Genomic DNA, 19,864 nt, shown 5'->3' on the forward strand with positions numbered 1-19,864 from the left:
CTCCCTGGGTTCAACCATCGTCCGCGATGAGCGCGGCAAGCTGGCGGCGGTTGACTTTGCCGGTTGAGCTGTAGGGAATGTGGTCGACGATCGCGAGTCGCTCGGGCAGCTTGAAGTAGGCGATCACCTCCCGGCAGTGCGATCGAAGTTCCTCGAGTGTGACTGGGGCACAAGCCACTACCGCGGCTCCCACCCGCTGGCCGAGCTCGTCGTCGGTGATCCCGGCGACCGCGGCGTCACTGATTGCCGGATGAGAACGCAACGCCTCTTCGACTTCGATCGGCCCAAATTTCTCACCCCCGCGGTTGATGGTGTCACTCAGCCGTCCGCTCGGGAAGATGTAACCGTCGGCATCCTGGCGTGCCAGGTCGCCGGTATGCAACCAGCCTTCGGTGACGTTCTGGGTGGTGTTCACCCACAGCTCGCCGATCGCTCCCGCCTCGACGTCGCGTCCCGTTTCGGGGTCCACCACGCGCACTTCGACTCCGGGCAGCGGTCGGCCGACGGATCCGGCACGGGCCGGGTCACGGTGATCGTCGGGCATCAGCGTCGTATAAGCACCGAGGGTCTCGGTCTGCCCGAACACGTTGGCGAAGGCCACGTGTGGCAGCGCTGCCATTGCCCTGCGCACCAAGCTGATCGGCGCCGCCGCGGCCCCGTACGCGATGGCGACGAGCGACGTCAGATCTGCGTTCGCGAAGTCGGGATGGTCGAGGATCCGCTGCAGCATGGTCGGCACCAGGAACGTGGTGGTGACGCGATGCCGCGAGACCAGACGAAGCCATTCGCCGGCATCGAACCGTGTTTGCACCACCGAGGTGTTGCCCGAATACAAACTGCCGAGTGTGCCCAGCGCTCCGCCGACGTGAAAGAAGGGGACGCACATCATCCCCACCGAGGGTGGCGCGTCCGCGCGGAATGGTGCCGCCATCCCCCTGATTCGCATGGCGAGCCGGCGGGCGGTGATGGCGACGGTCTTCGGGAGTCCGGTTGTCCCGCTGGTAAATAGGATCAACGCGTCCTGGTCGGCGGAGGTGTCGTCGTCGGCCTCGGCAGCCGGTTCGACGGTGTCGCCGTCCAGTAGGTCGGCGCCCGTCAATACCGTGGGTGCGCCGGCTTCGCGGAGCCGGTCGGCGTACGGCTCCCCCGCGACCGCGACGTCGGCGCAGCCGGCGTTCTTCAGCAGGCCCTGCAGCTCGGGCGGAGTCAGCGCCGGGTTCATCAGCGCGGCCGCGGCGCCAAGGCGCGCCGCCGCGAGCAACGCCGCGATGGACAGCAGGCTTCCGCCGTCGACCACCGCGACGCGTTGCCCGGCCATGACACCGTGGGCGGCCAGCCCGGCGGCGCAGCGCCGCACCGCCGCAGCCAGCTCGTCGTAGCTGATCGCGCGCCCGTCGACGATGAGGGCGGCGCGGTCGGGATCGCCGCTCGCCGCCGCGTCGTGGATCGTCCCGATGTTCATGCGCGGCTCGGTAATCAATAGAGGGGCGACCACTCGGACGTGCGCAGCAGCCGGCTGGTCCACTGATCACGCAGGTCCAAAGCGTCATGCATCCACGTGCCCGGGGCACGGTACTCGGCGGGGATATGGCTGCGCAGCAGGTCAAGGAGCGCCTCCGGCCGGCTGATTCGCTGCATCAGGATCACCTCGCGGCGCAGGTGGCTGCCGAGCGCGGGCTGAAATGCCGCATGCATCTTCAGCATTGACGACGGTTGCTCAAGGCTCCTGGCGTAGACCTCGCCGCAGCGCACGATGTATTCCTCGAACTTGTCCTCGTAAGGCCACATGGTGTCTTCCATGTAAAGGGTCATTTCGTGCTCTCGGCCGTCGGCGGGGACCGCGTCCAAGTCGACCTCCCGAAGCGGCGACCATGGCAACGGCATCAGCAGCTTCGCGTCGACCTCGTGGCGCAGCTCGTCGAGGTTGCGCATCCACTCCTGCAGGTCGCCTTTCTGGACCCGCAGCGTCAGTCGCTCCCACGCCGCTCCGTCGCGAACGGCGGTCACGGTGACGACGGTGTAGGCGGGTCCACTGCCGTGCGCCTGGTTGGCGTACCACAGCAACCGGGCATCGTCACCCGCGGCGAGTATCCGCATCCAGCCGTCCCGGAACGCCGCCTCGAAGTCGTCTTCGGCGCGGCCGCGCACCTTGTGTAATTCGTGCATGAAAAGCACGCGGAGACCTCCCATTCGCGGCGCTGTGGGCTCAACGCCGCTCAACGGACGTTAGCCCCCGGCCGTTTTCCACGTCCAGGGTCGGTTTGGCATATGCCCAATTACACGACGCGAGTGGCCTAGACAGTTCAGTTGAGAATCTGGTTTGCTCAACTCGGTACCGTCCTTACCGGGCAGGAGTTCGCGGATGGCCCGAGTCAGTGTGCCGGATGGCCCCGGCGGCGAGGCCGCGATGATCTGGACGCTACGACCGCAGCTCGGCGGCATGGTCGAGCGGATGATCCGCGGGGCATACCAGCAGAGCATCCTGCCGGCCGACGAGCGCGAGCTGGCCAGGATGCGGATCGCGCAGATCAACGATTGTGTGGCGTGCTCAGATTTTCGCGCGCAGTCCATATTGGATGCCGGCCCGGATGCCGGTGTCGCGCCGGAGCTCTACGACAATGTCGCCGCCTACGCCAGCTATCCGGGCTATACGCCGCGCCAGCGCCTTGCCATCGAATTCGCCGAGCGCTTTGCCACCGCGCACGCGTCGATAGACGACGCCTTTTTCGAGCGCCTGCGCGGGTTGTTCTCGGACGAGGAGATCCTCGATCTCACGCTGTGCGTCGCCGTATTTCTCGGGCTGGGACGTTCCTTGACCGTGCTCGGTGTCGATCAGTCCTGCGCGATCGACCTCTAAACCAGCATCTGACCCGCCATCGAAAGGAACGCATGGACATCGCCACGGTCGACGAACTGCTGAGCACCACACGCGCGGTGCGCAGGCGGCTCGATCTGAACCGGCCGGTCGGTCGCGAGGTGATCCTCGAGTGCATACGGCTGGCGATGCAGGCGCCTACGGCGAGCAACGCGCAGGACTGGCGCTGGCTGGTGATCACCGACGCCGATAAGCGCGCCGCCATCGGCGAGATCTATCGCAGCGTCGGCGCGGAATACCTCGCGTATGCGGCCAAGGAGGCATCCGATCCGCAGACCCAGCGCGTGTACGCCGGCGCGCTGGCCCTGACCGAGACGCTGGCTCGGGTGCCCGTGCATGTCATCCCCTGCCTGGACAACCGCATCGACAACTCCACCCTGCTGACTTCCGCGTCGGCGTGGGCGTCGATCATCCCGGCGGGCTGGAGCTTCCTGCTCGCCCTGCGGTCCCGCGGGTTGGGCTCGGTATGGACGACGATGCACCTGGCCAAGGAGCAGGAGGTGGCCGAGGTGCTCGGAATTCCCCCGACGGTGACGCAGGCCGCGCTGTTCCCGGTCGCTTACACGATCGGCACCGACTTCCGCCCCGCCTCGCGACCGCCCGCGGAAACGGTCACCTATTGGGACAGCTGGGGAGAAGGCTGATGCAGTCCTACACCGTGCGATTCCATGTCGATGCGCCGCCGAGAAAGGTCTGGCGGGTGCTGCACCCGCCCGCACCGCCGGACGCGCCGCGCCCGCGCGTCCTCACGTGGCCCACCGGCAGCATGGAAATTCTGAACGAAGGCAACGATGCCGGCGAGGGTCTGGTCCGCACCTGCATATTCCCGGTACCCAAATACCTGTTGTCGGGCGGCAAAGGGCGGTCGTGGGAGAGCGTCACCGAGGCGGAGATCAACAAGCTGTCGCGCTACGTCGCGGTCGGCGCGCCGCTGTGGTCGCGCGCGGAGGGCTATCACCAACTCGAGGAGCAGCCCGACGGCACCACGGTGCTGACCTTCCACGAGACCTATCACGCCTACAACCCGGTGCTGCGTTTTTTCCTCGAACGTCCCGTGCACGCGAAGATTTCCCGCGACAATCTCGACACGTACGAGCACGCGCTCGGCTATGCCGGCAAGGTCCGCCGACTGACCTAGCTACAACCGCCGAGCGCACCACATCGCCCAACTAGTTCGCCAGACATAAGACAGAGCGAACTTCGTCGGCGTGTCGTCGCAAAGGTTTATGTGTCGCGGAACAGGGACCCACCGGCGCAGCCACATGAAATAGGCTGCTAACCCCGGTACGCTGCTGTTCTATGTGGGTTAACGCGCCAGCATCTGTTGCGGCACGGTTCGGCGCCGCGGCGCTGGTCATCGCGGGATGGGCTGTATCGGCCGGTGTTGCCTACGGCGATCCCGAGCCGGCGCCCGAACCGTCACCGGCGGAGCCGCCGGCGGCGGCACCCGCGAACGGGCCGAAGACGAGCATCGATCACGACGGCACGTTTGCGGTGGGGACCGATATCGCGCCGGGCACCTACAGCACGGCGGGACCCGTCGCCAACGGCACGTGTTACTGGAAGCGGATGGGCAACCCGGACGGCAACCTCATCGACAATTCAATGAGCAAGAAACCACAGGTGGTTCGCATCGAGCCGACCGACAAGGCGTTCAAGACAGACGGTTGCCAGCCCTGGCAGCAGACGGATGCCGCGCCTCCTCCCGATGCTTCGGGCCCGGCTGCGGGCGCCCAACTGCAAGGCACCCTCGGCATCCTGAACGGGCTGCTCGGCGGGAATAACCAGCAAGTGCCGCATTCCTGATCCGTGACGCCGTGGCCAGCGCGCAGCGGATTGTCGTGATTGGTGCCGGCGTCAGTGGATTGACGTCGGCGATCTGTCTCGCCGAAGCCGGGTGGCCGGTGCGGGTGTGGGCGGCGGCGATGCCTCGCCAGACGACCTCGGTCGTGGCCGGCGCGGTGTGCGCCCGGCGGCAAATTGAACCTCAAAACATGACGCCGGAGTGGACCAAACATTCCTTGCGAGTCTTTGGCGAACTGGCCGCCGATCCCGGCACCGGGGTACGGATGGCGCCTGCGCTAGTAGTCGGCGAACCAACCGAGGTGGGCCTGATCGCCGGCTTGGAGCCGGCCGATGCGGCCGATCTCCCCGAGGGCTTCGGCACCGGGTTTCGCGCCACCTTGCCGATGATCGACATGCCGCAATACCTCGACTACCTGACCGATCGACTCACCGCGGCCGGCGGCGAAATCGAAACCCGTACGGTCCGATCACTGGCCGAGGTCGCCGACGCGGCGCCGATAGTGGTCAACTGTGCGGGCCTCGGGGCCGGGCCGCTGGCGGGCGACGACACGATGCGCCCGCTGTTCGGCCAGCACGTCGTGCTCACCAATCCCGGCTTGCGGCAACTGTTTCTGGAACTCAACGCCGGCCCGGAATGGACCTGCTACTTCCCCCACCCGAAGCGCGTGGTGTGCGGCGGCATCAGCGTTCCCGGGCGGTGGGACACCACTCCCGACCCCGAATTGAGCGAACGGATCCTGCGGCGCTGCCGCGAGATCGAGCCGCGGCTGGGCGAGGCCGACGTGATCGAGACCATCACCGGGCTGCGTCCCGACCGTCCATCGGTGCGAGTCGAGGCCGAGCCACTCGGCACGTCGCGATGCGTCCACAATTACGGGCACGGCGGCAACGGCGTGACATTGTCGTGGGGTTGCGCGCGCGACGTCGTTCGCCTGGTCACCGAGCGGGAGACGCTGTGAGCATCGATTACGCCCTGCACGCCCACATCGCCACCATCACGATCAACCGTCCCGAGACCCGCAACTCGCTGGACATGGAACACTTCCGCGATTTGGCCCACGCCTGGTCCGACTTTCGCGACGACGCCGACGCCTGGGTCGCCGTGGTCACGGGCGTCGGAAGGGATTTCTGCACCGGCGCCGACTTGAAGAAATTCATCCCGGAACTCACCGGCGACCTGCCCAAGCCCGAGGGCTGGGACAAGGACGACGCCATCCACGCCGTCTTGCATCGCTTCCCGGTGTACAAGCCGATCATCGCCGCGGTTAACGGCACCTGCGTGGCGGGCGGCTTCGAGATGTTGGGCTGCACCGACATTCGTGTGGCCGTGCCCGAGGCGCGATTCGCGGTGATGGAGCCCAAGCGCGGCCTGTTCGCCGGCGGCGGAAGCACGGTGCGCCTGCCGCGCCAGCTGCCCTACGCGCTGTCGATGGAGCTGCTGCTGACCGCCGACATGGTGGACGCGGAGCGAGCCCTGGCCATGGGGCTGCTCAATCGGGTGGTCCCGGCGGATCAGCTGATGGACACGGCGTATGACTACGCCGAGCGCATCGCGGCCAACGCGCCGCTGGCGGTGTTTGCGACGAAGCAGTCGGCGGTCGAAGGCCTGGCGCTCGACCTCGAATCGGCATACGAGAACGAGACCCGGCACAGCGACCGCGTTTTCGCGACGGAAGACGCGAAGGAAGGGCCGCGTGCCTTCGCCGAGAAGCGACCTCCGCGGTGGCGGGCCCGCTGACGACTACCGGTTCGTGACCCGGCGGACATCGCGGCTCAGCAGCGATAGCAGCCAGCTCACGATCGACAACGCTATCGCCGCCCAGATCGCGGTCCACCAAAAGTGATCGATCTGCAGTCCCCAGTGGGTGGTGTGTTCGGTGATCCGGGCGGTGATCCACAGCATCAACGCATTGACGACGATGTGGAAAAGACCAAGCGTCAGGATGTACAGCGGGATCGAGAGGATCTGCACGATCGGCTTGATGATCGCGTTGACCAGACCGAAGATGACGGCGACGACGAAGATGATGCCGATCTTCTGCAGCGTCGTATTGCCGCCCACGAACGTCAGCCCGTGGACGAGCTGGGTGACTACCCACAAGGCAAACCCGGTCAGCGCGGCGCGAATCAGGAAGGGGCCCATGGGCGTTAGTTCAGCCCGTAGAAGCGCTGGGCGTTCAGGCCGCCGATCTTTTCGCGGGCCTCCTCGCTGATGTCGGCGCGGGTCCGCAAATGCTTGGTGCTTTCCGGCCATTCGCCGTCCCAATGCGGGTAGTCGCTGGCGAACATGATGAAGTCGGAGCCGAGCACGTCGATGACGCCGGGCAGGATCGGCTCCTCCGGCTCACAGGTCACGAAGATGTTGCCCGCGGCCAGATACTCGTGCGGATCGCGGCGCCAGCCGCGTTCCACCCAATCGCCCCGCTTCTCGTAATGCTCGTGCAGGCGGTCCATGAAGAACGGCACCCAGCCCGCCCCCGCTTCGAGGAAGGCGACCCGCAACTGCGGATGCCGCTCGAAGACGCCGCCGGAGACCATCGCCGTCATCGCGGTCATCTGGTCGAACGGAAAGCTGATGCAGTGCACCTGAATGTAATTGGTGAAGCGGTCCACGCCGATCTTCGGCAGGTGGATGCCGGGGGCGCCGTGAATGCCCAGCGGCATCCCGAGCTCCACTGCGGCGGCGTAGAACGGGTCGAGGTCCGGGTGGTCGAGGTTGCGGGTCTTGAGCGCGGGCGGGACCAGGGTCGCCACCAGCCCGAGCTCCTTGGCCTCGGTCATGACGTCGATGGCCGCCTGGCCGTGCTCGATCGGGGTGACCGCGACGCCGCGCAACCGGCCGCCCGACGAGGCGCAGAAATCGGCGATCCACCGGTTGTAGAGCCGCGAGAATCCCGCGGCGAACTCCGGATCCTCCAGGCTGGGCGCGCACAGCCCAAGGCTGGGATAGAGCACCATCGTGTCGATGTGATCGCGGTCCGCGTCGCCCAGCACGCCCTCGGGCGAGCGGCAATTGAGGTCGGCCGCCTTGCTGATCCCGTGCTCGGGCGGGCACCCGGCGCCGGGGCCCCGATCCTCCGGATAGTTGCGGCCCTCGAACGTCAGGCTCGGTCGCCCGTCGGTGCTGGGTTTGATGTATTCCGGCCAGCGTTTGATCGCCTCGATCGCCAGCGAGGGGTTCTCGGCAACGTGTCCATCGGCGTCGATGATTCGCATGTTCGGTCAACTTACTCTCGCGCAGCGCCGCCTGGTACTGCACGATGCTCAAGTGACCACACAAAGTCCCCGGCAGAAGATGACCGCCGACCAGCGAAATTCATTCGTCGCCGCGTTGTTGGGCTGGACGATGGATGCCTTCGACTACTTCATCGTGGTGTTCGTCTATGCCGACATCGCAAAGACTTTCCACCAGAGCAAGACCGAGGTCGCATTCATCACCACGGCGACACTGGTGATGCGGCCGGTCGGCGCGCTGCTGTTCGGACTGTGGGCCGACCGCGTCGGCCGGCGGCTCCCGCTGATGGTCGACGTGATGTTCTACTCCGTGGTGGGTTTCCTGTGCGCGTTCGCGCCCAACTTCACCGTGCTGGTGATCCTGCGCGTGCTCTACGGCATCGGCATGGGCGGCGAATGGGGGCTGGGCGCCGCGCTGGCCATGGAAAAGGTGCCCGTCGAGCGACGCGGATTTTTCTCCGGTCTGTTGCAGGAGGGCTATGCCTTCGGCTACCTGCTGGCCAGCGTGGCGTCGCTGGTGGTGATGAATTGGCTTGGGCTGTCGTGGCGCTGGTTGTTCGCCCTGAGCATCATCCCCGCCCTCATCAGCCTGATCATCCGCTATCGCGTGGAGGAGTCCGAGGTTTGGGAGGCCGCGCAGGATCGAATGCGGCTCACCAGCACCAGGATTCGCGACGTGCTGCGCGAGGGCGCGATCATCCGCCGGTTCGTCTACCTGGTGCTGCTGATGACCGCGTTCAACTGGATGAGCCACGGAACCCAGGACGTCTACCCCACCTTTCTCGGCGCGACCGCCAACCAGGGCGCGGGTTTGTCCAGCGTGACCGTCAAGTGGATCGCCGTCGTCTACAACATCGGCGCCATCATCGGCGGGCTGTTCTTCGGCACGCTCTCACAACGGATCAGCCGCCGCTACACCGTCGTCTTCTGCGCGCTGCTGGGCCTGCCGATCGTGCCGCTGTTCGCCTATTCGCGCACCGCGGCGATGCTCTGCCTCGGCTCGTTCCTGATGCAGCTCTGCGTACAGGGCGCATGGGGGGTGATCCCCGCGCACCTGACCGAGCTGTCGCCGGACGCCATCCGCGGCCTCTACCCCGGGGTGACCTACCAGCTCGGAAACCTGTTGGCGGCGTTCAACTTGCCCATCCAGGAACGCCTGGCCGAGTCGCACGGTTATCCGTTCGCTCTGGCGGCGACGATCGTGCCGGTCCTGATCGCCGTGGCCTTCCTCACGCTGGTCGGCAAGGACGCCACCGGGATTCGCTTCGGCACCGCCGAAAGCGCTTTTCTGCCAACCGAAATGACGTGAACTTATGCGGTCTCGGGGCTGCTGTCACTGAGCAGGCGCCGCAGCAGGTGCATCGCCACCGTCGTCGATCGCTCCCGGATGTCGGAGCGGTTCCCGGGCAGGCGCAGCGTCCGGGTATCGGTGCGGCCGTCCGCCAGCATCACCGTGAAACAGACTGTGCCGACGGGCTTTTCCGGCGTTCCCCCGCCCGGCCCGGCGATACCCGTCGTCGCGACGGCCGTGTCGGCGGCGAAGCGCTGCAACGCGCCCGTCGCCATCGCCTCGGCCACCGGCTCGGACACCGCGCCGTGCGCCTGGATCAGCGCGGGGTCGACGCCGAGTAGCTCCGCCTTGGCCTCGTTGGAGTAGGCCACCACGCCGCCGGCGACGTAGTCGGACGAACCCGCCCGATCCGTCAGCCGCGCCGCCACCATCCCCGCAGTGCAGGATTCCGCTGTCGCGATCCGGCGACCGGCCAGCAACCGGGCGACCAGATCGTCCACCTGTGCGCCGTCCTCGGAAAAGAGCTGCTGCCCATGCCGGTCCCGCAACAGCTTCGTCAGCTGCGCATAGGCATCCGCCGCGTCGGGCTCGTAGCGAGTGACCATTTCGATCTCGCCCCGGCGCAAGCACGTGGTGATCTCCAGCGCGTCAAAACCGGAAATGGACGCCTCCGCGCCGCGCAGCGTTTCGGCCAGCCCGGACTCGGGCAGACCGAACATCCGAATCGTTTCCTGCCGGTAGATCGTTCGGCCCGCGATCGCCTCCTGCGCCGCGGGCGTTTCGATGGCCCTGCGCCACATCGGCTGAAGCTCCCGCGGCGGTCCCGGCAGCACGATCACCGCCGGCTTACCAGGGACCACCACACCCGGCGCGGTGCCCACCGGATCGAGCACCTGCGAACCCTCGGGAACCATGGCCTGCTTGCGGTTGGCGGCTCTGATGGACTCGAAGGTGCCGCGATCGAATGCGGTATTGCGCTCCATCAGTCGCTTGAGGATGTCGGCGATCTTGCCCTCGACAACTTCGTCAAGCACCAACTCCCGTTCGCAGAATCGCGCCACCACCTCAACCGTCATGTCGTCGGCGGTCGGTCCCAGGCCGCCACTGGTGATGATCAGGTCCACGCCTTGCCCCGCCATGAAACGCAGCTGCGCCTCGATGTCGTCGGGACGGTCACCGCAGATCGTGATGTGTGCCAGCTCCACGCCCAGTTCCAGGAGCCGGTCGGCGATCCACGGCCCGTTTCGGTCCTGGATCCGGCCGGTGAGGACCTCGGTCCCGGTGACCACGATGCCTGCGCGTGCGCTCACCGGCATGAGCCTACTGGCGCGCTCGCGGGACGCCTGCGAGAGGATGAACCGATGATCGAGTTAGAGGTAGTGCACGCCGACGTCACCAAGCTCGAACTCGACGCGATCGCCAACGCCGCCAACACCCAGCTGCGGCATGGCGGCGGGGTCGCCGCGGCGATCGCCCGCGCCGGTGGACCCGATGTGCAACGCGAATCGACCGAGAAGGCGCCGATCGGCCTCGGGGATGCCGTCGAGACCACCGCCGGCGACATGCCGGCCCGCTACGTCATTCACGCGGCGACGATGGAGTTGGGCGGCCCCACCTCGGCCGAGATCATCGCGCAGGCCACCAGTTCGACGCTGAACAAGGCCGACGAGCTGGGTTGCCGCACGCTGGCGCTGGTCGCGTTCGGCACGGGTGTGGGTGGCTTCCCGCTCGAAGACGCCGCACGCCTGATGGTCGACGCCGTGCGGCAACACCGGCCGAGTTCGCTCGAGCGGATCGTTTTCGCGGTCCACGGTGACGCGGCCGAGCGCGCGTTCCGGGACGCCGTAGGCGGCTAGCCGTGGGACGCTAGCCCTGGGCGAGGTGGCGCTCGACTGACGCGACCTTCTCCGTCATCGCGTCGGTGGCGCCCTTGCGCCAGTCCACCTTGATTACCGTGCTGACGCGAGGGGCGCGGGCGGCGACGGCCTCCACCGCGCGCTGCACCACCAGCATCACTTCTTCCCAGGTCTCGCCTTCGACCACGGTGAACATCGCGTCCGTCTGGTTGGGCAGGCCGGAATCGCGAACCACCCGAACGGCTTCGGCAACCATCTCGCCGACGCCCTCGCCCACCCCGAGCGGGGTGACCGAAAATGCGACGAGCACGGACACCCGACGAGCGTACCTGGCAGCATCGAGGCCCATGCGGGTTCTTGTGCAAAGGGTCTCGACGGCGGCAGTGTCGGTGGATGGCCGTGTGGTGGGCGCCATTCGGCCGGATAACCAGGGACTGCTCGCCTTCGTCGGCGTCACCCACAGCGACGACACCGACAAGGCGCGGCGACTCGCCGAAAAGCTATGGAATCTGCGCATTCTCACCGACGAACGCTCGGCCGCCGACGTCAACGCGCCGATCTTGGTGGTCAGCCAGTTCACCCTCTACGCCGACACCGCGAAGGGACGCCGGCCGTCGTGGAATGCGGCCGCGCCGGGGCCGGTCGCGGAACCGCTCGTCACGGCGTTCGCCGAGGCGCTGCGAGAACTGGGAGCCCACGTGGAAACGGGCGTGTTCGGTGCGACGATGCAGGTCGAATTGGCGAACGACGGCCCGGTAACGGTCCTTCTCGAACTCTGAGGCCGTCGGTAGCTTGGTTACGTGAGCAGGACACCCGAATTCGGGTCACTTCGTTCCGAGGACGACGACTGGGACATCGTCAGCGGCGTGGGCTATACCGCGCTGCTGGTGGCGGGGTGGCGCGCCGTGCACGCCGCGAGCCCGCAACCACTGGTCCGCGATGACTACGCGAGGCTTTTCATCGCCGCCGCGAGGGACCCCTATCTCGCGGGTGTGCTGGCCAACCCGGGCACCACCGAGGACGAGACCGCCTTTCCCCGCCTTTACGGCGTGCAGACGCGCTTCTTCGACGACTTTTTCACCTCGGCCGGCAAAGCCGGCATCCGGCAGGCGGTGATCGTCGCCGCCGGATTGGACTCCCGGGCGTATCGCCTCGAATGGCCGGAAGACACAACGGTTTTCGAGGTCGATCTACCGAAAGTCCTGGAATTCAAGGCGCGCGTGTTGGGCGAGCACGGCGCGAGGCCGAAGGCCCACAGGATCGAGGTCGCGGCCGATCTGCGCACGGATTGGCCGACTCCGTTGAGGGCGGCGGGCTTCGACCCGCAAAGCCCCAGCGCCTGGTCGGTGGAGGGGGTGTTGCCCTACCTGACCGACGACGCGCAAACCGCTTTGTTCGCTCGAATCACGGAGCTGTGTGCGCCGGGTAGCCGAGTTGCGTTGGGCGCGTTGGGCTCGCGGCTGGACCGCGCACAGCTCGAGGCTCTCGAGTCGACGCATCCGGGCGTGAACATGTCGGGTGACGTGGACTTCTCCGCGCTCACCTACGAGACGAAGGCGGAGCCCGCCGAATGGCTGGCCAGCCATGGCTGGGCGGTCGAGCCCGTCCGCAACAACCCTGAGTTGCAGGCCGGTTACGGCATGACGCCACCGGACGTGGACGTCATGATCGACAGCTTCATGCGCTCGCAGTACATCACGGCGACCCGGCGGGCTAAGGGGTGAGCAGAATTTTGACGTCTTCGCCGGACCGCGACTCCGCGGTCGCGTAGCCCTTGGCCGCTTCCTCCAACGGCAGCGTCGTGGTGAAGATGCCGTCGACATCGAGCCGGCCCGACTGAAGCAGCGGAATCAATTCCGGCCAGGTTCGCTGCACCGGCGCCGTGGTCATCCGCAGCGTGATGCTGCGAATCAGGCAGCCCAGGGCGTTGAGGGGAAACGGGTTCATGTCGTGCACGCCGACAACGGAGACGGTGCCGCCGGCCCGCACCGCGTTGAGCGCGTCGGTCAGCGATGCGTCGGTGGCGACGGCGTCGATCACCGCGTCGGCGCCGCGGCCTCCGGTGGCGGCCAGGATGGCCTCGACCGCCGGAGCCTTGATCGGCGTCGCCCCCCACCGGGCGGCCCGGTCGAGGCGGCCGTCGACCCGATCGACGGCGAAAACTGTTGCCGCGCCCTGGAAAAACGCGCTGCGCAGCGAGCACAGACCGACCGCGCCGAGGCCGATGACCGCAACGGTGCCGCCGTAGGGAATGTCGGCGCGCTGCGCCGCCGCCCAGCCGGTGGCGAGGTTGTCGGTCAGCAGCAGTGCCTGTTCGGTGCTGATCGCCTCCGGAATCTTGAGCAGCTGGAAGTCGGCGGCGGGCACGGCGAGAAGATCCGCCTGCGCGCCGGCGAGCACGCCGCCGCCGAAGATCTGAAAGCCGGAGTAGCACATGACCGGATCGCGTGTGGCGCAGCCGGGGCACGCGCCACAGCCGGTCACCGACGACACCATGACCTGATCGCCAACCTTGACGGTGCGCACGTCGGGTCCGATTTCGACCACGGTGCCGACCGCCTCGTGGCCCAGCGTCATCGGCTCGCTCAGGGGGAAATCAGCCTCGTAGAAATGCAGGTCCGATCCGCAGATGCCCGCGGCGGTGACCTCGACGATCGCCCCGTCGGGTCCGGAAAGCGCGGGATCGGGGCGCGTATCGACCCTGATGCTGCGGGGGCCGTCGACGACTACGGTTCGCATGTTGGTGTGCTCACTTTCTTTGTCGCACAACGAATTGCGACCAGTCCGGCTCGCGGACGGCGGCCCAGTACTCGTTGAGGCGCCACGGGCTGACAGTATGGATCTCCCCGTCGGCGTTCTTGAAGTACGAGTGCTTGACCGCCGGGTGCGACCACACCATCTTCTTGATCTGGGTCTGCGTGCGCCGATGCCAATCGGTGGCCGCCTCTGCGCGCGGTTCCACGGAATGCACGTTCGGCTCCGCCAGCCGCGTGAGGCACTGGTCGATGTAGCGCATCTGCAGCTCGGACTGGAAGATCAGGCTGCCCCCGTGCGCGAGGTGCGTGCCGGGCCCGTAGATGATGAAGAAGTTGGGAAATTGCGGAACGGTGACGCCCAGGTGGGCGTACGGCCGGCTCCCCCACATGTCGTGCAGGTCGATCCCGTCGCGGCCGGTGACCTTCAACGGCCACAACACATCGGTGTGCCGGAATCCGGTGGCGTACACGATGATGTCGGCCTCGTGGGTGACCCCGTCTTCGGTGATGACACCGCGCGGCACGACCTTGCGGATCGGTGTTCGCACCAGCTCGACATTGTCCCGTTGCAGTGTCTGCAGCCAGCTGCCGTTGTCCTGCAACGTTCGCTTGCCGGTGGCGGGATAGTCGGGCATGACCTTGGCCAGCAGGTCGTCGTGGTCGCCGACTTGGCTGGTGATCCATTGGGTGAACATCATCCGCGCCGCGGCGTTGATGTCGCTGACGGCATAGTCCTGATCGGCGTAGTTCGGGTCGCCCTGCGCGGCGTCGAGACCCTTGTCGGAGCCGGGCCACAACACGAGGAACCGGTACCACCTGCCGTAGAAAGGCAGGTGGCGCATCGCCCAGCGCACGCCGTCACCGACTTCGTCGTGGTACATCGCATTCGGGAACATCCACTGCGCGGTGCGCTGAAAGACGGTGAGCCGCTCGACTTCTGCCGCGATCGCCGGTGCGATCTGGAAGCCGCTGGCGCCGGCGCCGACGAGCGCGACGCGCTTGCCGGTCAGGTCGACCGAGTGATCCCAGGCCGCGGAGTGAAACGACGGCCCCTCGAAGGTGTCGGCACCGTCGAATTCGGGGATATGGGGGCGATTCAGCTGACCGACCGCGGTGATGAGCGCCCGCGCGTGCACCGTGCTCGTCTGCCCGTCGGCCGAGCGCAGCGTGACGGCCCACATGCCGTCGTCGTCCTGCCACTCGGTCCCGAGAACCTCGGTGTTCCACCGCACGTGCTCGGTCAGGTCGTGCTTGTTCATCACGCGGGTGAAATAGTCCTGCAGCTCGTACTGCTCGGCGAAGAAGTGTGTCCAGTCGTTGTTGGGTTCGAAGCTGTAGCAATAGAAATGGTTCGCCACGTCGACGCGGGCCCCGGGATAGCTGTTCTCCCACCATGTTCCGCCGGGACCGGCGTTCTTCTCCACGATGGTGAAGGGGATGCCGGCCTGTCGGAGGCGCACCCCGGCCAGGATGCCGGACTCGCCGCAGCCGACGACGAGCACCGGAAGTGCGGCGGCCCGGTCGGGCGGCAGGGGCGCCGGGCGGCGGGGGTCGGCCCCGTCGAGGTCCAGCTCCTCGGAGACCAGGGCAAGGTAGTCGTCGGGAACGTGCTCGCAGGCCGCCCAGTCCATCATTTCCCTGATGAGCTCGGGGTTCAGCGGCGCTGGTTCCGGACAGCCGCGGTCTCGATACTCGGTGATCACCGGCAGTGCCGCGGCCCGGGCTCGTGCCTTGTCCTCCTCCGACATGAATCCCTGGACTTCGTTGAGGAAGATGCCCATCTGTTTGAACTCGCGGATGAATCGCGGGTCGCCCGTGATGTGCACGAGCGAAAGCAGCAGCGTCGGAATGCTGACATCCTCTAGCGCGGCCGCGATTTCCGGCGTTGACGTCGTGAAGGGATGGCCGGCATAGCGGCTGCGCATCAAGCCGATCCTTTCGGCAGCGTGGAATTACGCTACGAGGCGTTTCGTAATTGGCAGCACTACGCTACCCGGTGCCGACGGAGCGGATCAAGGGTCGTCATCAACCTCGTCGTCGCACAGCGCGTCCTCGGGGTGATGGAAAGTGTTGGTGCGCGGTTGGCGCGATCGAGGTGTGGCGGCGGAATCCAGTCGGTGTCGCCGTTGGCGCGTTTTCGGGTCGTCCAGCCGCCGGATCGCAATAGTCGATGGTGGGGGCCGCAGACAAACGTGAGGTTGCCCATGTTCGTCGCCCGGCACGCGGCGTACTCGTCGACGTGGTGGACTTCGCAGAGATAGCCGGGTACATCGCAGCCGGGTGCCGTACACCCACGGTCCTTGGCGTAGAGCACAATTCGCTGTCCCGGCGAGGCCAGCCGCTTCGTGTGATACAACGCCAGGGCATGGCCCTTGTCGAAGACGGCCAGGTAGTGGTGCGCCTGGCGGGCCAGGCGGATCACATCGCTCATCGGTAGCAGGGCGCCTCCCCCGGTGAGCGCCTTGCCAGTACCCGCTTCGAGTTCCCTGAGCGTCGTGGTCACGATGATGGTCGCCGGTAATCCATTGTGCTGCCCCAGTTTCCCGCTTGCGAGCACAGCGCGTAATGCGGCCTGCAATCCGTCGTGGTTGCGTCGGCTCGCCGAACGGGCGTCACGCTGGACTGCCTCCTCGTCCGGCACGCCGTCGATTACCGGGATGGGGTCCTCGGGATTGCACATTCCCGGTGCGGCCAGTTTCGCCAGCACTGCGTCGACGGTGGCACGCACTTCCGGCGTCAGCCAGCCGCTGAGCCGCGACATCCCGTCGATGTCCTGCTTGCCCAGGATCAGCCCGCGGCGGCGGGCGCGGTCAACATCGGTGAAGTTCCCGTCCGGGTTGAGGCAGTAGGCGAGCCGATCTGCCAGCTTGCGCAGTTGCTCGGGGCGAAACCGGATGGCGTGCTGCGCGAGCTGTTGCTCGGCGCGTTGTTGGGTCTCCACGTCCACCCAATGCGGCAATTGATTGAAGAAGTCGCGAATCACGGCAACATGCGCAGTCCCAATCGCGCCGTCGCGCTGGGCCGCGGCCGTCGCGGTTAGCCGCGGGTCGAGCGATTCACCGGTCAACGCACGGCGCGGCCCCAAGTCAGCCGCGTCGGCTATCCGCCGGTTCGCCTCGCTGCGCGTGATGTGCAGCCGGTCGGCAAGTGCATGGGGCAGCTTGCCGCCCAGCTCTTCAGGCGTCGCCTGCTCGGCGATCTGATTGATCAAGTGGTGGCCCTGCGCCCGTAGCCGCCGCGTTTCATGTTCGAGTTGCTCGAGTAATGCCAGCCGCTCGGGTGTGGTCAGCGCGTCGTAAGAGTGCCCGAGGATCCGCGACACCGCGGTGCGCAGCCCGGCGTAGCCGGCTTCGATTTCCTCGCGATCACTCGAAAGCATGTTCGGATATTACGACGGGGCACCGACAAGAAATCTCTCTCGAAACCACTGAAACGCAAGTGGCGCAAGTGGTTTCAGAAAGAACCGCTACTCGGCCTTGTGTGAAACGTCGGCGATCAGCCCACCGTCCATGACGAACTCGGCCGCGGTCGCGTACGACGATTCGTCGCTGGCGAGGAAGAGCACGAACATCGACACCTCTTGCGCCTCCCCGGGCCGTCCCAGCGGAATGTTGAGCAGATCCTGCGGAAGCTTGGCCGTCATCGGGGTTCGGATGAAACCGGGGTGAATGGAGTTGACGCGGATGTGGTGGGGTGCCAATTCCAGTGCGGCGGATTTGGTTAGGCCGCGAACCGCCCACTTTGAGGTCACGTACCCGTGCACCCACGCCGCACCGCGCAGGCCCTCGATGGACGACACGTTGACGATCGAGCCCCCGCCGGCGGCTGTCATCGGATCGATCACCGCCTGGATGCCCAACAGCGTTCCGGTGACGTTGACGTCCAGGATCTGCTGCCACTTGGACAGATCGAAGGTCTTGAGCGGGCCGTAGTTCATGATTCCGGCGTTGTTGACCAAGACATTCAGCTTGCCGAACTCCGCCACCGCCGCCGCCGCGGCCGCCGTCCACTGCTCGGGATCCGTCACGTCGAGATGCACGTAGCGCGCCGCGGCGCCGAGCTCGTCGGCCAGCGCTTTGCCCTCGTCGTCGAGGATGTCGCCGATTACCACCTTCGCGCCCTCGGCCACGAGCAGCCGGGCGTGCGAGGCGCCCATCCCCCTCGCGGCGCCGCTGATCAGTGCAACCTTGTCTTCCACTCGTCCCATGACGGGTCAGGCTAGCGCCTGGTTCGCCGGCCGAAGCCCTGTGCCTATCCGATGCGCTGCGAAACAATGGTGACCTGGGCGAAGCGGATGAAAAGCGGAGGTGGATGACCAGTGGCCCCGTTGCTCGCGGCCTGCAGTGGTTTCCTGTTCGCCGTCTTATGGATGGATCTGATTTTCGATGCCCAGGTTTTCCGGCACCGCGGCGCTGACGAGCTGCCCGAGCCGGTACTCGCGTCCATCGCGGGGTATTACCACCGGGCGACAACCACCTCCCGGCCGATGGGCCGGCTGATCGCCCTGGTGATGCTTGTCCTCTTGGGCTCGTTAGGGTTTCAGGCTACCCGCGGACACGACCCCGCGTGGCTGCTGGTGACGTCGGCGTTGCTCGCGGGCATCCCGATCATGTTGGCACTGACCCAGACCGTTCCCGACGCCGTTCGGCTCGGGCACCGCACCGACAGCGCGCCCGAGCAGACCCGCCTGGCGCGCTCCATCTGCCGGGATCATCTGATCTGCGTCTGCTGCATCCTCGGGTTCCTGGTCTTGTGGGTGGCCCATGCCGTGGTGCTCTGACACCGGCGACGCGTCGTAGTTTCGGGACGCTGGTGAGGGGCGGCTGGCCTCGTCAAGGGGGTGCGTACTAAACTAGAACACGTTTCAGTTCTTTTAGCGTCGGTCAAGCTTTCAGGAGTTGGTATGCACACCCCTATCTGCGATGAACTCGGTATCGAGTTCCCGATCTTCGCCTTCACCCACTGCCGCGATGTCGTGGTGGCTGTCAGCAAGGCCGGGGGGTTCGGCGTGCTCGGCGCCGTGGGCTTCACGCCCGAGCAGCTCGAGATCGAGCTCAACTGGATCGACGAGAACATCGGCGACCATCCCTACGGTGTCGACATCGTGATCCCGAACAAGTACGAGGGCATGGACTCGCATCTGTCCGCCGAGGAGCTGGCCGACACGCTGCGCAAGATGGTGCCGCAGGAGCACCTCGACTTCGCCAAGAAGATCCTTGCCGATCACGGCGTGCCCGTGGAGAACGCCGACGAGGACACCCTGCAGTTGCTGGGCTGGACCGAGGCGACGGCCACTCCACAGGTCGAATTGGCGCTGAAGCACCCGAAAGTGAAGATGATCGCCAACGCGCTCGGCACCCCGCCGGCCGACATGATCAAGCACATCCACGACGCCGGACTCAAGGTCGCCGCGCTGTGCGGCTCACCGTCGCAGGCACGCAAGCACGCCGACGCGGGCGTCGACATCATCATCGCGCAGGGCGGTGAGGCCGGCGGTCACTGCGGCGAGGTCGGCTCAATTGTGTTGTGGCCGCAGGTCATCAAGGAGGTCGCCCCGGTGCCGGTGCTGGCGGCGGGCGGTATCGGCAGTGGCCAGCAGATCGCGGCGGCACTGGCGCTGGGCGCCCAGGGTGCGTGGACCGGATCGCAGTGGCTGATGGTCGAGGAAGCCTCGAACACCCCGGTTCAGCAGGCGGCATACGCGAAGGCCAGCTCCCGGGACACGGTTCGCAGCCGTTCGTTCACCGGCAAGCCCGCCCGGATGCTGCGCAACGACTGGACCGAGGCCTGGGAGCAGGCCGACAACCCGAAGCCACTGGGAATGCCGTTGCAGTACATGGTTTCCGGGATGGCGGTGCGGGCCACGAACAAGTACCCGAACGAGACCGTCGACGTCGCATTCAACCCCGTCGGCCAGGTCGTCGGTCAGTTCAACAAGGTGGAAAAGACCTCGACGGTGATCGAACGCTGGGTGCAGGAGTACCTGGAGGCCACGAACAGGCTAGACGAGCTCAACGAGGCCGCCACCGTCTAGCGGCCACCATCG

21 protein-coding genes and 1 pseudogene are annotated in these 19,864 nt (G+C 66.6%); 12 read left to right on the forward strand and 10 right to left on the reverse strand.

All coding sequences use genetic code 11. From position 1 onward, the window contains the following. Window positions 1–10 precede the first annotated feature (10 nt). Both ACQI5H_RS09030 and ACQI5H_RS09035 read right to left on the reverse strand, forming a co-directional pair. Window positions 11–1,462, reverse strand: coding sequence for a class I adenylate-forming enzyme family protein (locus ACQI5H_RS09030; protein ID WP_427079048.1), 1,452 nt, complete (start codon window positions 1,460–1,462; stop codon window positions 11–13). A gap of 14 nt (window positions 1,463–1,476) precedes the next feature. Beyond that, window positions 1,477–2,166, reverse strand: coding sequence for a hypothetical protein (locus tag ACQI5H_RS09035; RefSeq protein WP_427079127.1), 690 nt, complete (start codon window positions 2,164–2,166; stop codon window positions 1,477–1,479). Window positions 2,167–2,362: 196 nt separating this feature from the next. On the opposite strand from ACQI5H_RS09035, the gene ACQI5H_RS09040 reads away from it, so the two are divergent. The 6 genes from ACQI5H_RS09040 (at window position 2,363) to ACQI5H_RS09065 (ending at window position 6,419) form a co-directional block, all read left to right on the forward strand. Beyond that, window positions 2,363–2,857 (forward strand): carboxymuconolactone decarboxylase family protein, encoded by a 495-nt coding sequence (locus ACQI5H_RS09040; protein WP_427079049.1) that lies wholly within the window; start codon window positions 2,363–2,365, stop codon window positions 2,855–2,857. 32 nt (window positions 2,858–2,889) lie between these two features. Next, window positions 2,890–3,519, forward strand: coding sequence for a nitroreductase family protein (locus ACQI5H_RS09045; protein ID WP_427079050.1), 630 nt, complete (start codon window positions 2,890–2,892; stop codon window positions 3,517–3,519). Continuing rightward, window positions 3,519–4,013, forward strand: coding sequence for an SRPBCC family protein (locus ACQI5H_RS09050; protein ID WP_427079051.1), 495 nt, complete (start codon window positions 3,519–3,521; stop codon window positions 4,011–4,013). The genes ACQI5H_RS09045 and ACQI5H_RS09050 overlap by 1 nt, the downstream gene beginning before the upstream one ends. 161 nt (window positions 4,014–4,174) lie before the next feature. After that, window positions 4,175–4,681, forward strand: coding sequence for a hypothetical protein (locus ACQI5H_RS09055; protein WP_427079052.1), 507 nt, complete (start codon window positions 4,175–4,177; stop codon window positions 4,679–4,681). Between the two features lie 11 nt (window positions 4,682–4,692). Further along, window positions 4,693–5,640, forward strand: a complete 948-nt coding sequence (locus tag ACQI5H_RS09060; RefSeq protein ID WP_427079053.1) for an FAD-dependent oxidoreductase — start codon at window positions 4,693–4,695, stop codon at window positions 5,638–5,640. After that, window positions 5,637–6,419: an enoyl-CoA hydratase/isomerase family protein gene (locus ACQI5H_RS09065; protein ID WP_427079054.1), complete on the forward strand. Its 783-nt coding sequence runs from the start codon at window positions 5,637–5,639 to the stop codon at window positions 6,417–6,419. Before ACQI5H_RS09060 ends, ACQI5H_RS09065 begins: the two co-directional genes overlap by 4 nt. Before the next feature lie 3 nt (window positions 6,420–6,422). On the opposite strand, the gene ACQI5H_RS09070 is transcribed toward ACQI5H_RS09065, so the two are convergent. Both ACQI5H_RS09070 and ACQI5H_RS09075 read right to left on the reverse strand, forming a co-directional pair. Then, window positions 6,423–6,824 (reverse strand): phage holin family protein, encoded by a 402-nt coding sequence (locus ACQI5H_RS09070; protein WP_076123341.1) that lies wholly within the window; start codon window positions 6,822–6,824, stop codon window positions 6,423–6,425. Window positions 6,825–6,829: 5 nt separating this feature from the next. Further along, the gene (locus ACQI5H_RS09075; RefSeq protein ID WP_427079055.1) at window positions 6,830–7,897 is read right to left on the reverse strand and encodes an amidohydrolase family protein; all 1,068 of its coding nucleotides are present in this window, start codon (window positions 7,895–7,897) and stop codon (window positions 6,830–6,832) included. Between the two features lie 79 nt (window positions 7,898–7,976). Between ACQI5H_RS09075 and ACQI5H_RS09080 the strand changes: the two genes are divergently transcribed. Further along, window positions 7,977–9,224, forward strand: coding sequence for an MFS transporter (locus ACQI5H_RS09080; protein WP_427079128.1), 1,248 nt, complete (start codon window positions 7,977–7,979; stop codon window positions 9,222–9,224). A gap of 2 nt (window positions 9,225–9,226) precedes the next feature. Here ACQI5H_RS09080 and ACQI5H_RS09085 read toward each other — a convergent pair whose 3' ends face one another. Next, window positions 9,227–10,522 (reverse strand): competence/damage-inducible protein A, encoded by a 1,296-nt coding sequence (locus ACQI5H_RS09085; protein WP_427079056.1) that lies wholly within the window; start codon window positions 10,520–10,522, stop codon window positions 9,227–9,229. Window positions 10,523–10,567: 45 nt separating this feature from the next. Here ACQI5H_RS09085 and ACQI5H_RS09090 point away from each other — a divergent pair, with 45 nt between their 5' ends. Beyond that, entirely contained in the window at window positions 10,568–11,062 is a 495-nt protein-coding gene (locus tag ACQI5H_RS09090) for a macro domain-containing protein (RefSeq protein WP_427079057.1), read from the forward strand. Window positions 11,063–11,072: 10 nt separating this feature from the next. Here ACQI5H_RS09090 and ACQI5H_RS09095 read toward each other — a convergent pair whose 3' ends face one another. After that, window positions 11,073–11,378 carry an MTH1187 family thiamine-binding protein gene (locus ACQI5H_RS09095; protein WP_427079058.1) on the reverse strand — a complete coding sequence of 102 codons (306 nt, stop codon included), beginning with the start codon at window positions 11,376–11,378 and terminating at the stop codon, window positions 11,073–11,075. A gap of 31 nt (window positions 11,379–11,409) precedes the next feature. On the opposite strand from ACQI5H_RS09095, the gene dtd reads away from it, so the two are divergent. After that, complete coding sequence (dtd, locus tag ACQI5H_RS09100; protein WP_427079059.1) at window positions 11,410–11,841, forward strand: D-aminoacyl-tRNA deacylase; 432 nt, start codon at window positions 11,410–11,412, stop codon at window positions 11,839–11,841. A 21-nt stretch (window positions 11,842–11,862) separates the two neighbouring features. Continuing rightward, a complete protein-coding gene (locus ACQI5H_RS09105) occupies window positions 11,863–12,786 on the forward strand; it encodes a class I SAM-dependent methyltransferase (RefSeq protein ID WP_427079060.1) in 924 nt (307 codons plus the stop codon). Here ACQI5H_RS09105 and ACQI5H_RS09110 read toward each other — a convergent pair. The 4 genes and pseudogenes from ACQI5H_RS09110 to ACQI5H_RS09125 form a co-directional block, all read right to left on the reverse strand. Beyond that, window positions 12,776–13,801: an alcohol dehydrogenase family protein gene (locus ACQI5H_RS09110; protein WP_427079061.1), complete on the reverse strand. Its 1,026-nt coding sequence runs from the start codon at window positions 13,799–13,801 to the stop codon at window positions 12,776–12,778. The genes ACQI5H_RS09105 and ACQI5H_RS09110 overlap by 11 nt on opposite strands. 10 nt (window positions 13,802–13,811) lie before the next feature. Next, window positions 13,812–15,743, reverse strand: coding sequence for a flavin-containing monooxygenase (locus tag ACQI5H_RS09115; RefSeq protein WP_427079062.1), 1,932 nt, complete (start codon window positions 15,741–15,743; stop codon window positions 13,812–13,814). Window positions 15,744–15,830: 87 nt separating this feature from the next. Then, window positions 15,831–17,197: pseudogene (locus ACQI5H_RS09120) on the reverse strand (HNH endonuclease signature motif containing protein). A gap of 87 nt (window positions 17,198–17,284) precedes the next feature. Then, the gene (locus tag ACQI5H_RS09125; protein WP_427079063.1) at window positions 17,285–18,025 is read right to left on the reverse strand and encodes a glucose 1-dehydrogenase; all 741 of its coding nucleotides are present in this window, start codon (window positions 18,023–18,025) and stop codon (window positions 17,285–17,287) included. A 111-nt stretch (window positions 18,026–18,136) separates the two neighbouring features. On the opposite strand from ACQI5H_RS09125, the gene ACQI5H_RS09130 reads away from it, so the two are divergent. Further along, window positions 18,137–18,598 carry a hypothetical protein gene (locus ACQI5H_RS09130; protein ID WP_427079064.1) on the forward strand — a complete coding sequence of 154 codons (462 nt, stop codon included), beginning with the start codon at window positions 18,137–18,139 and terminating at the stop codon, window positions 18,596–18,598. Window positions 18,599–18,721: 123 nt separating this feature from the next. Further along, window positions 18,722–19,852: a nitronate monooxygenase gene (locus ACQI5H_RS09135; RefSeq protein WP_427079065.1), complete on the forward strand. Its 1,131-nt coding sequence runs from the start codon at window positions 18,722–18,724 to the stop codon at window positions 19,850–19,852. The last annotated feature ends 12 nt before the right edge of the window (window positions 19,853–19,864 follow it).

Source organism: Mycobacterium heidelbergense (assembly GCF_050205645.1).
Lineage (GTDB): Bacteria > Actinomycetota > Actinomycetes > Mycobacteriales > Mycobacteriaceae > Mycobacterium > Mycobacterium heidelbergense_A.

What these genes read in the sequence shown, in the direction of transcription:
- ACQI5H_RS09110 (WP_427079061.1), bottom strand. Translation starts at nt 13,801, where the DNA reads ATGCGAACCGTAGTCGTCGACGGCCCCCGCAGCATCAGGGTCGATACG.
- ACQI5H_RS09035 (WP_427079127.1), bottom strand. Translation starts at nt 2,166, where the DNA reads ATGCACGAATTACACAAGGTGCGCGGCCGCGCCGAAGACGACTTCGAG.
- ACQI5H_RS09040 (WP_427079049.1), top strand. Translation starts at nt 2,363, where the DNA reads ATGGCCCGAGTCAGTGTGCCGGATGGCCCCGGCGGCGAGGCCGCGATG.
- ACQI5H_RS09050 (WP_427079051.1), top strand. Translation starts at nt 3,519, where the DNA reads ATGCAGTCCTACACCGTGCGATTCCATGTCGATGCGCCGCCGAGAAAG.
- ACQI5H_RS09135 (WP_427079065.1), top strand. Translation starts at nt 18,722, where the DNA reads ATGCACACCCCTATCTGCGATGAACTCGGTATCGAGTTCCCGATCTTC.
- ACQI5H_RS09090 (WP_427079057.1), top strand. Translation starts at nt 10,568, where the DNA reads ATGATCGAGTTAGAGGTAGTGCACGCCGACGTCACCAAGCTCGAACTC.
- ACQI5H_RS09085 (WP_427079056.1), bottom strand. Translation starts at nt 10,522, where the DNA reads ATGCCGGTGAGCGCACGCGCAGGCATCGTGGTCACCGGGACCGAGGTC.
- ACQI5H_RS09045 (WP_427079050.1), top strand. Translation starts at nt 2,890, where the DNA reads ATGGACATCGCCACGGTCGACGAACTGCTGAGCACCACACGCGCGGTG.
- dtd (WP_427079059.1), top strand. Translation starts at nt 11,410, where the DNA reads ATGCGGGTTCTTGTGCAAAGGGTCTCGACGGCGGCAGTGTCGGTGGAT.
- ACQI5H_RS09070 (WP_076123341.1), bottom strand. Translation starts at nt 6,824, where the DNA reads ATGGGCCCCTTCCTGATTCGCGCCGCGCTGACCGGGTTTGCCTTGTGG.
- ACQI5H_RS09075 (WP_427079055.1), bottom strand. Translation starts at nt 7,897, where the DNA reads ATGCGAATCATCGACGCCGATGGACACGTTGCCGAGAACCCCTCGCTG.
- ACQI5H_RS09115 (WP_427079062.1), bottom strand. Translation starts at nt 15,743, where the DNA reads ATGCGCAGCCGCTATGCCGGCCATCCCTTCACGACGTCAACGCCGGAA.
- ACQI5H_RS09055 (WP_427079052.1), top strand. Translation starts at nt 4,175, where the DNA reads ATGTGGGTTAACGCGCCAGCATCTGTTGCGGCACGGTTCGGCGCCGCG.
- ACQI5H_RS09080 (WP_427079128.1), top strand. Translation starts at nt 7,977, where the DNA reads ATGACCGCCGACCAGCGAAATTCATTCGTCGCCGCGTTGTTGGGCTGG.
- ACQI5H_RS09030 (WP_427079048.1), bottom strand. Translation starts at nt 1,462, where the DNA reads ATGAACATCGGGACGATCCACGACGCGGCGGCGAGCGGCGATCCCGAC.
- ACQI5H_RS09125 (WP_427079063.1), bottom strand. Translation starts at nt 18,025, where the DNA reads ATGGGACGAGTGGAAGACAAGGTTGCACTGATCAGCGGCGCCGCGAGG.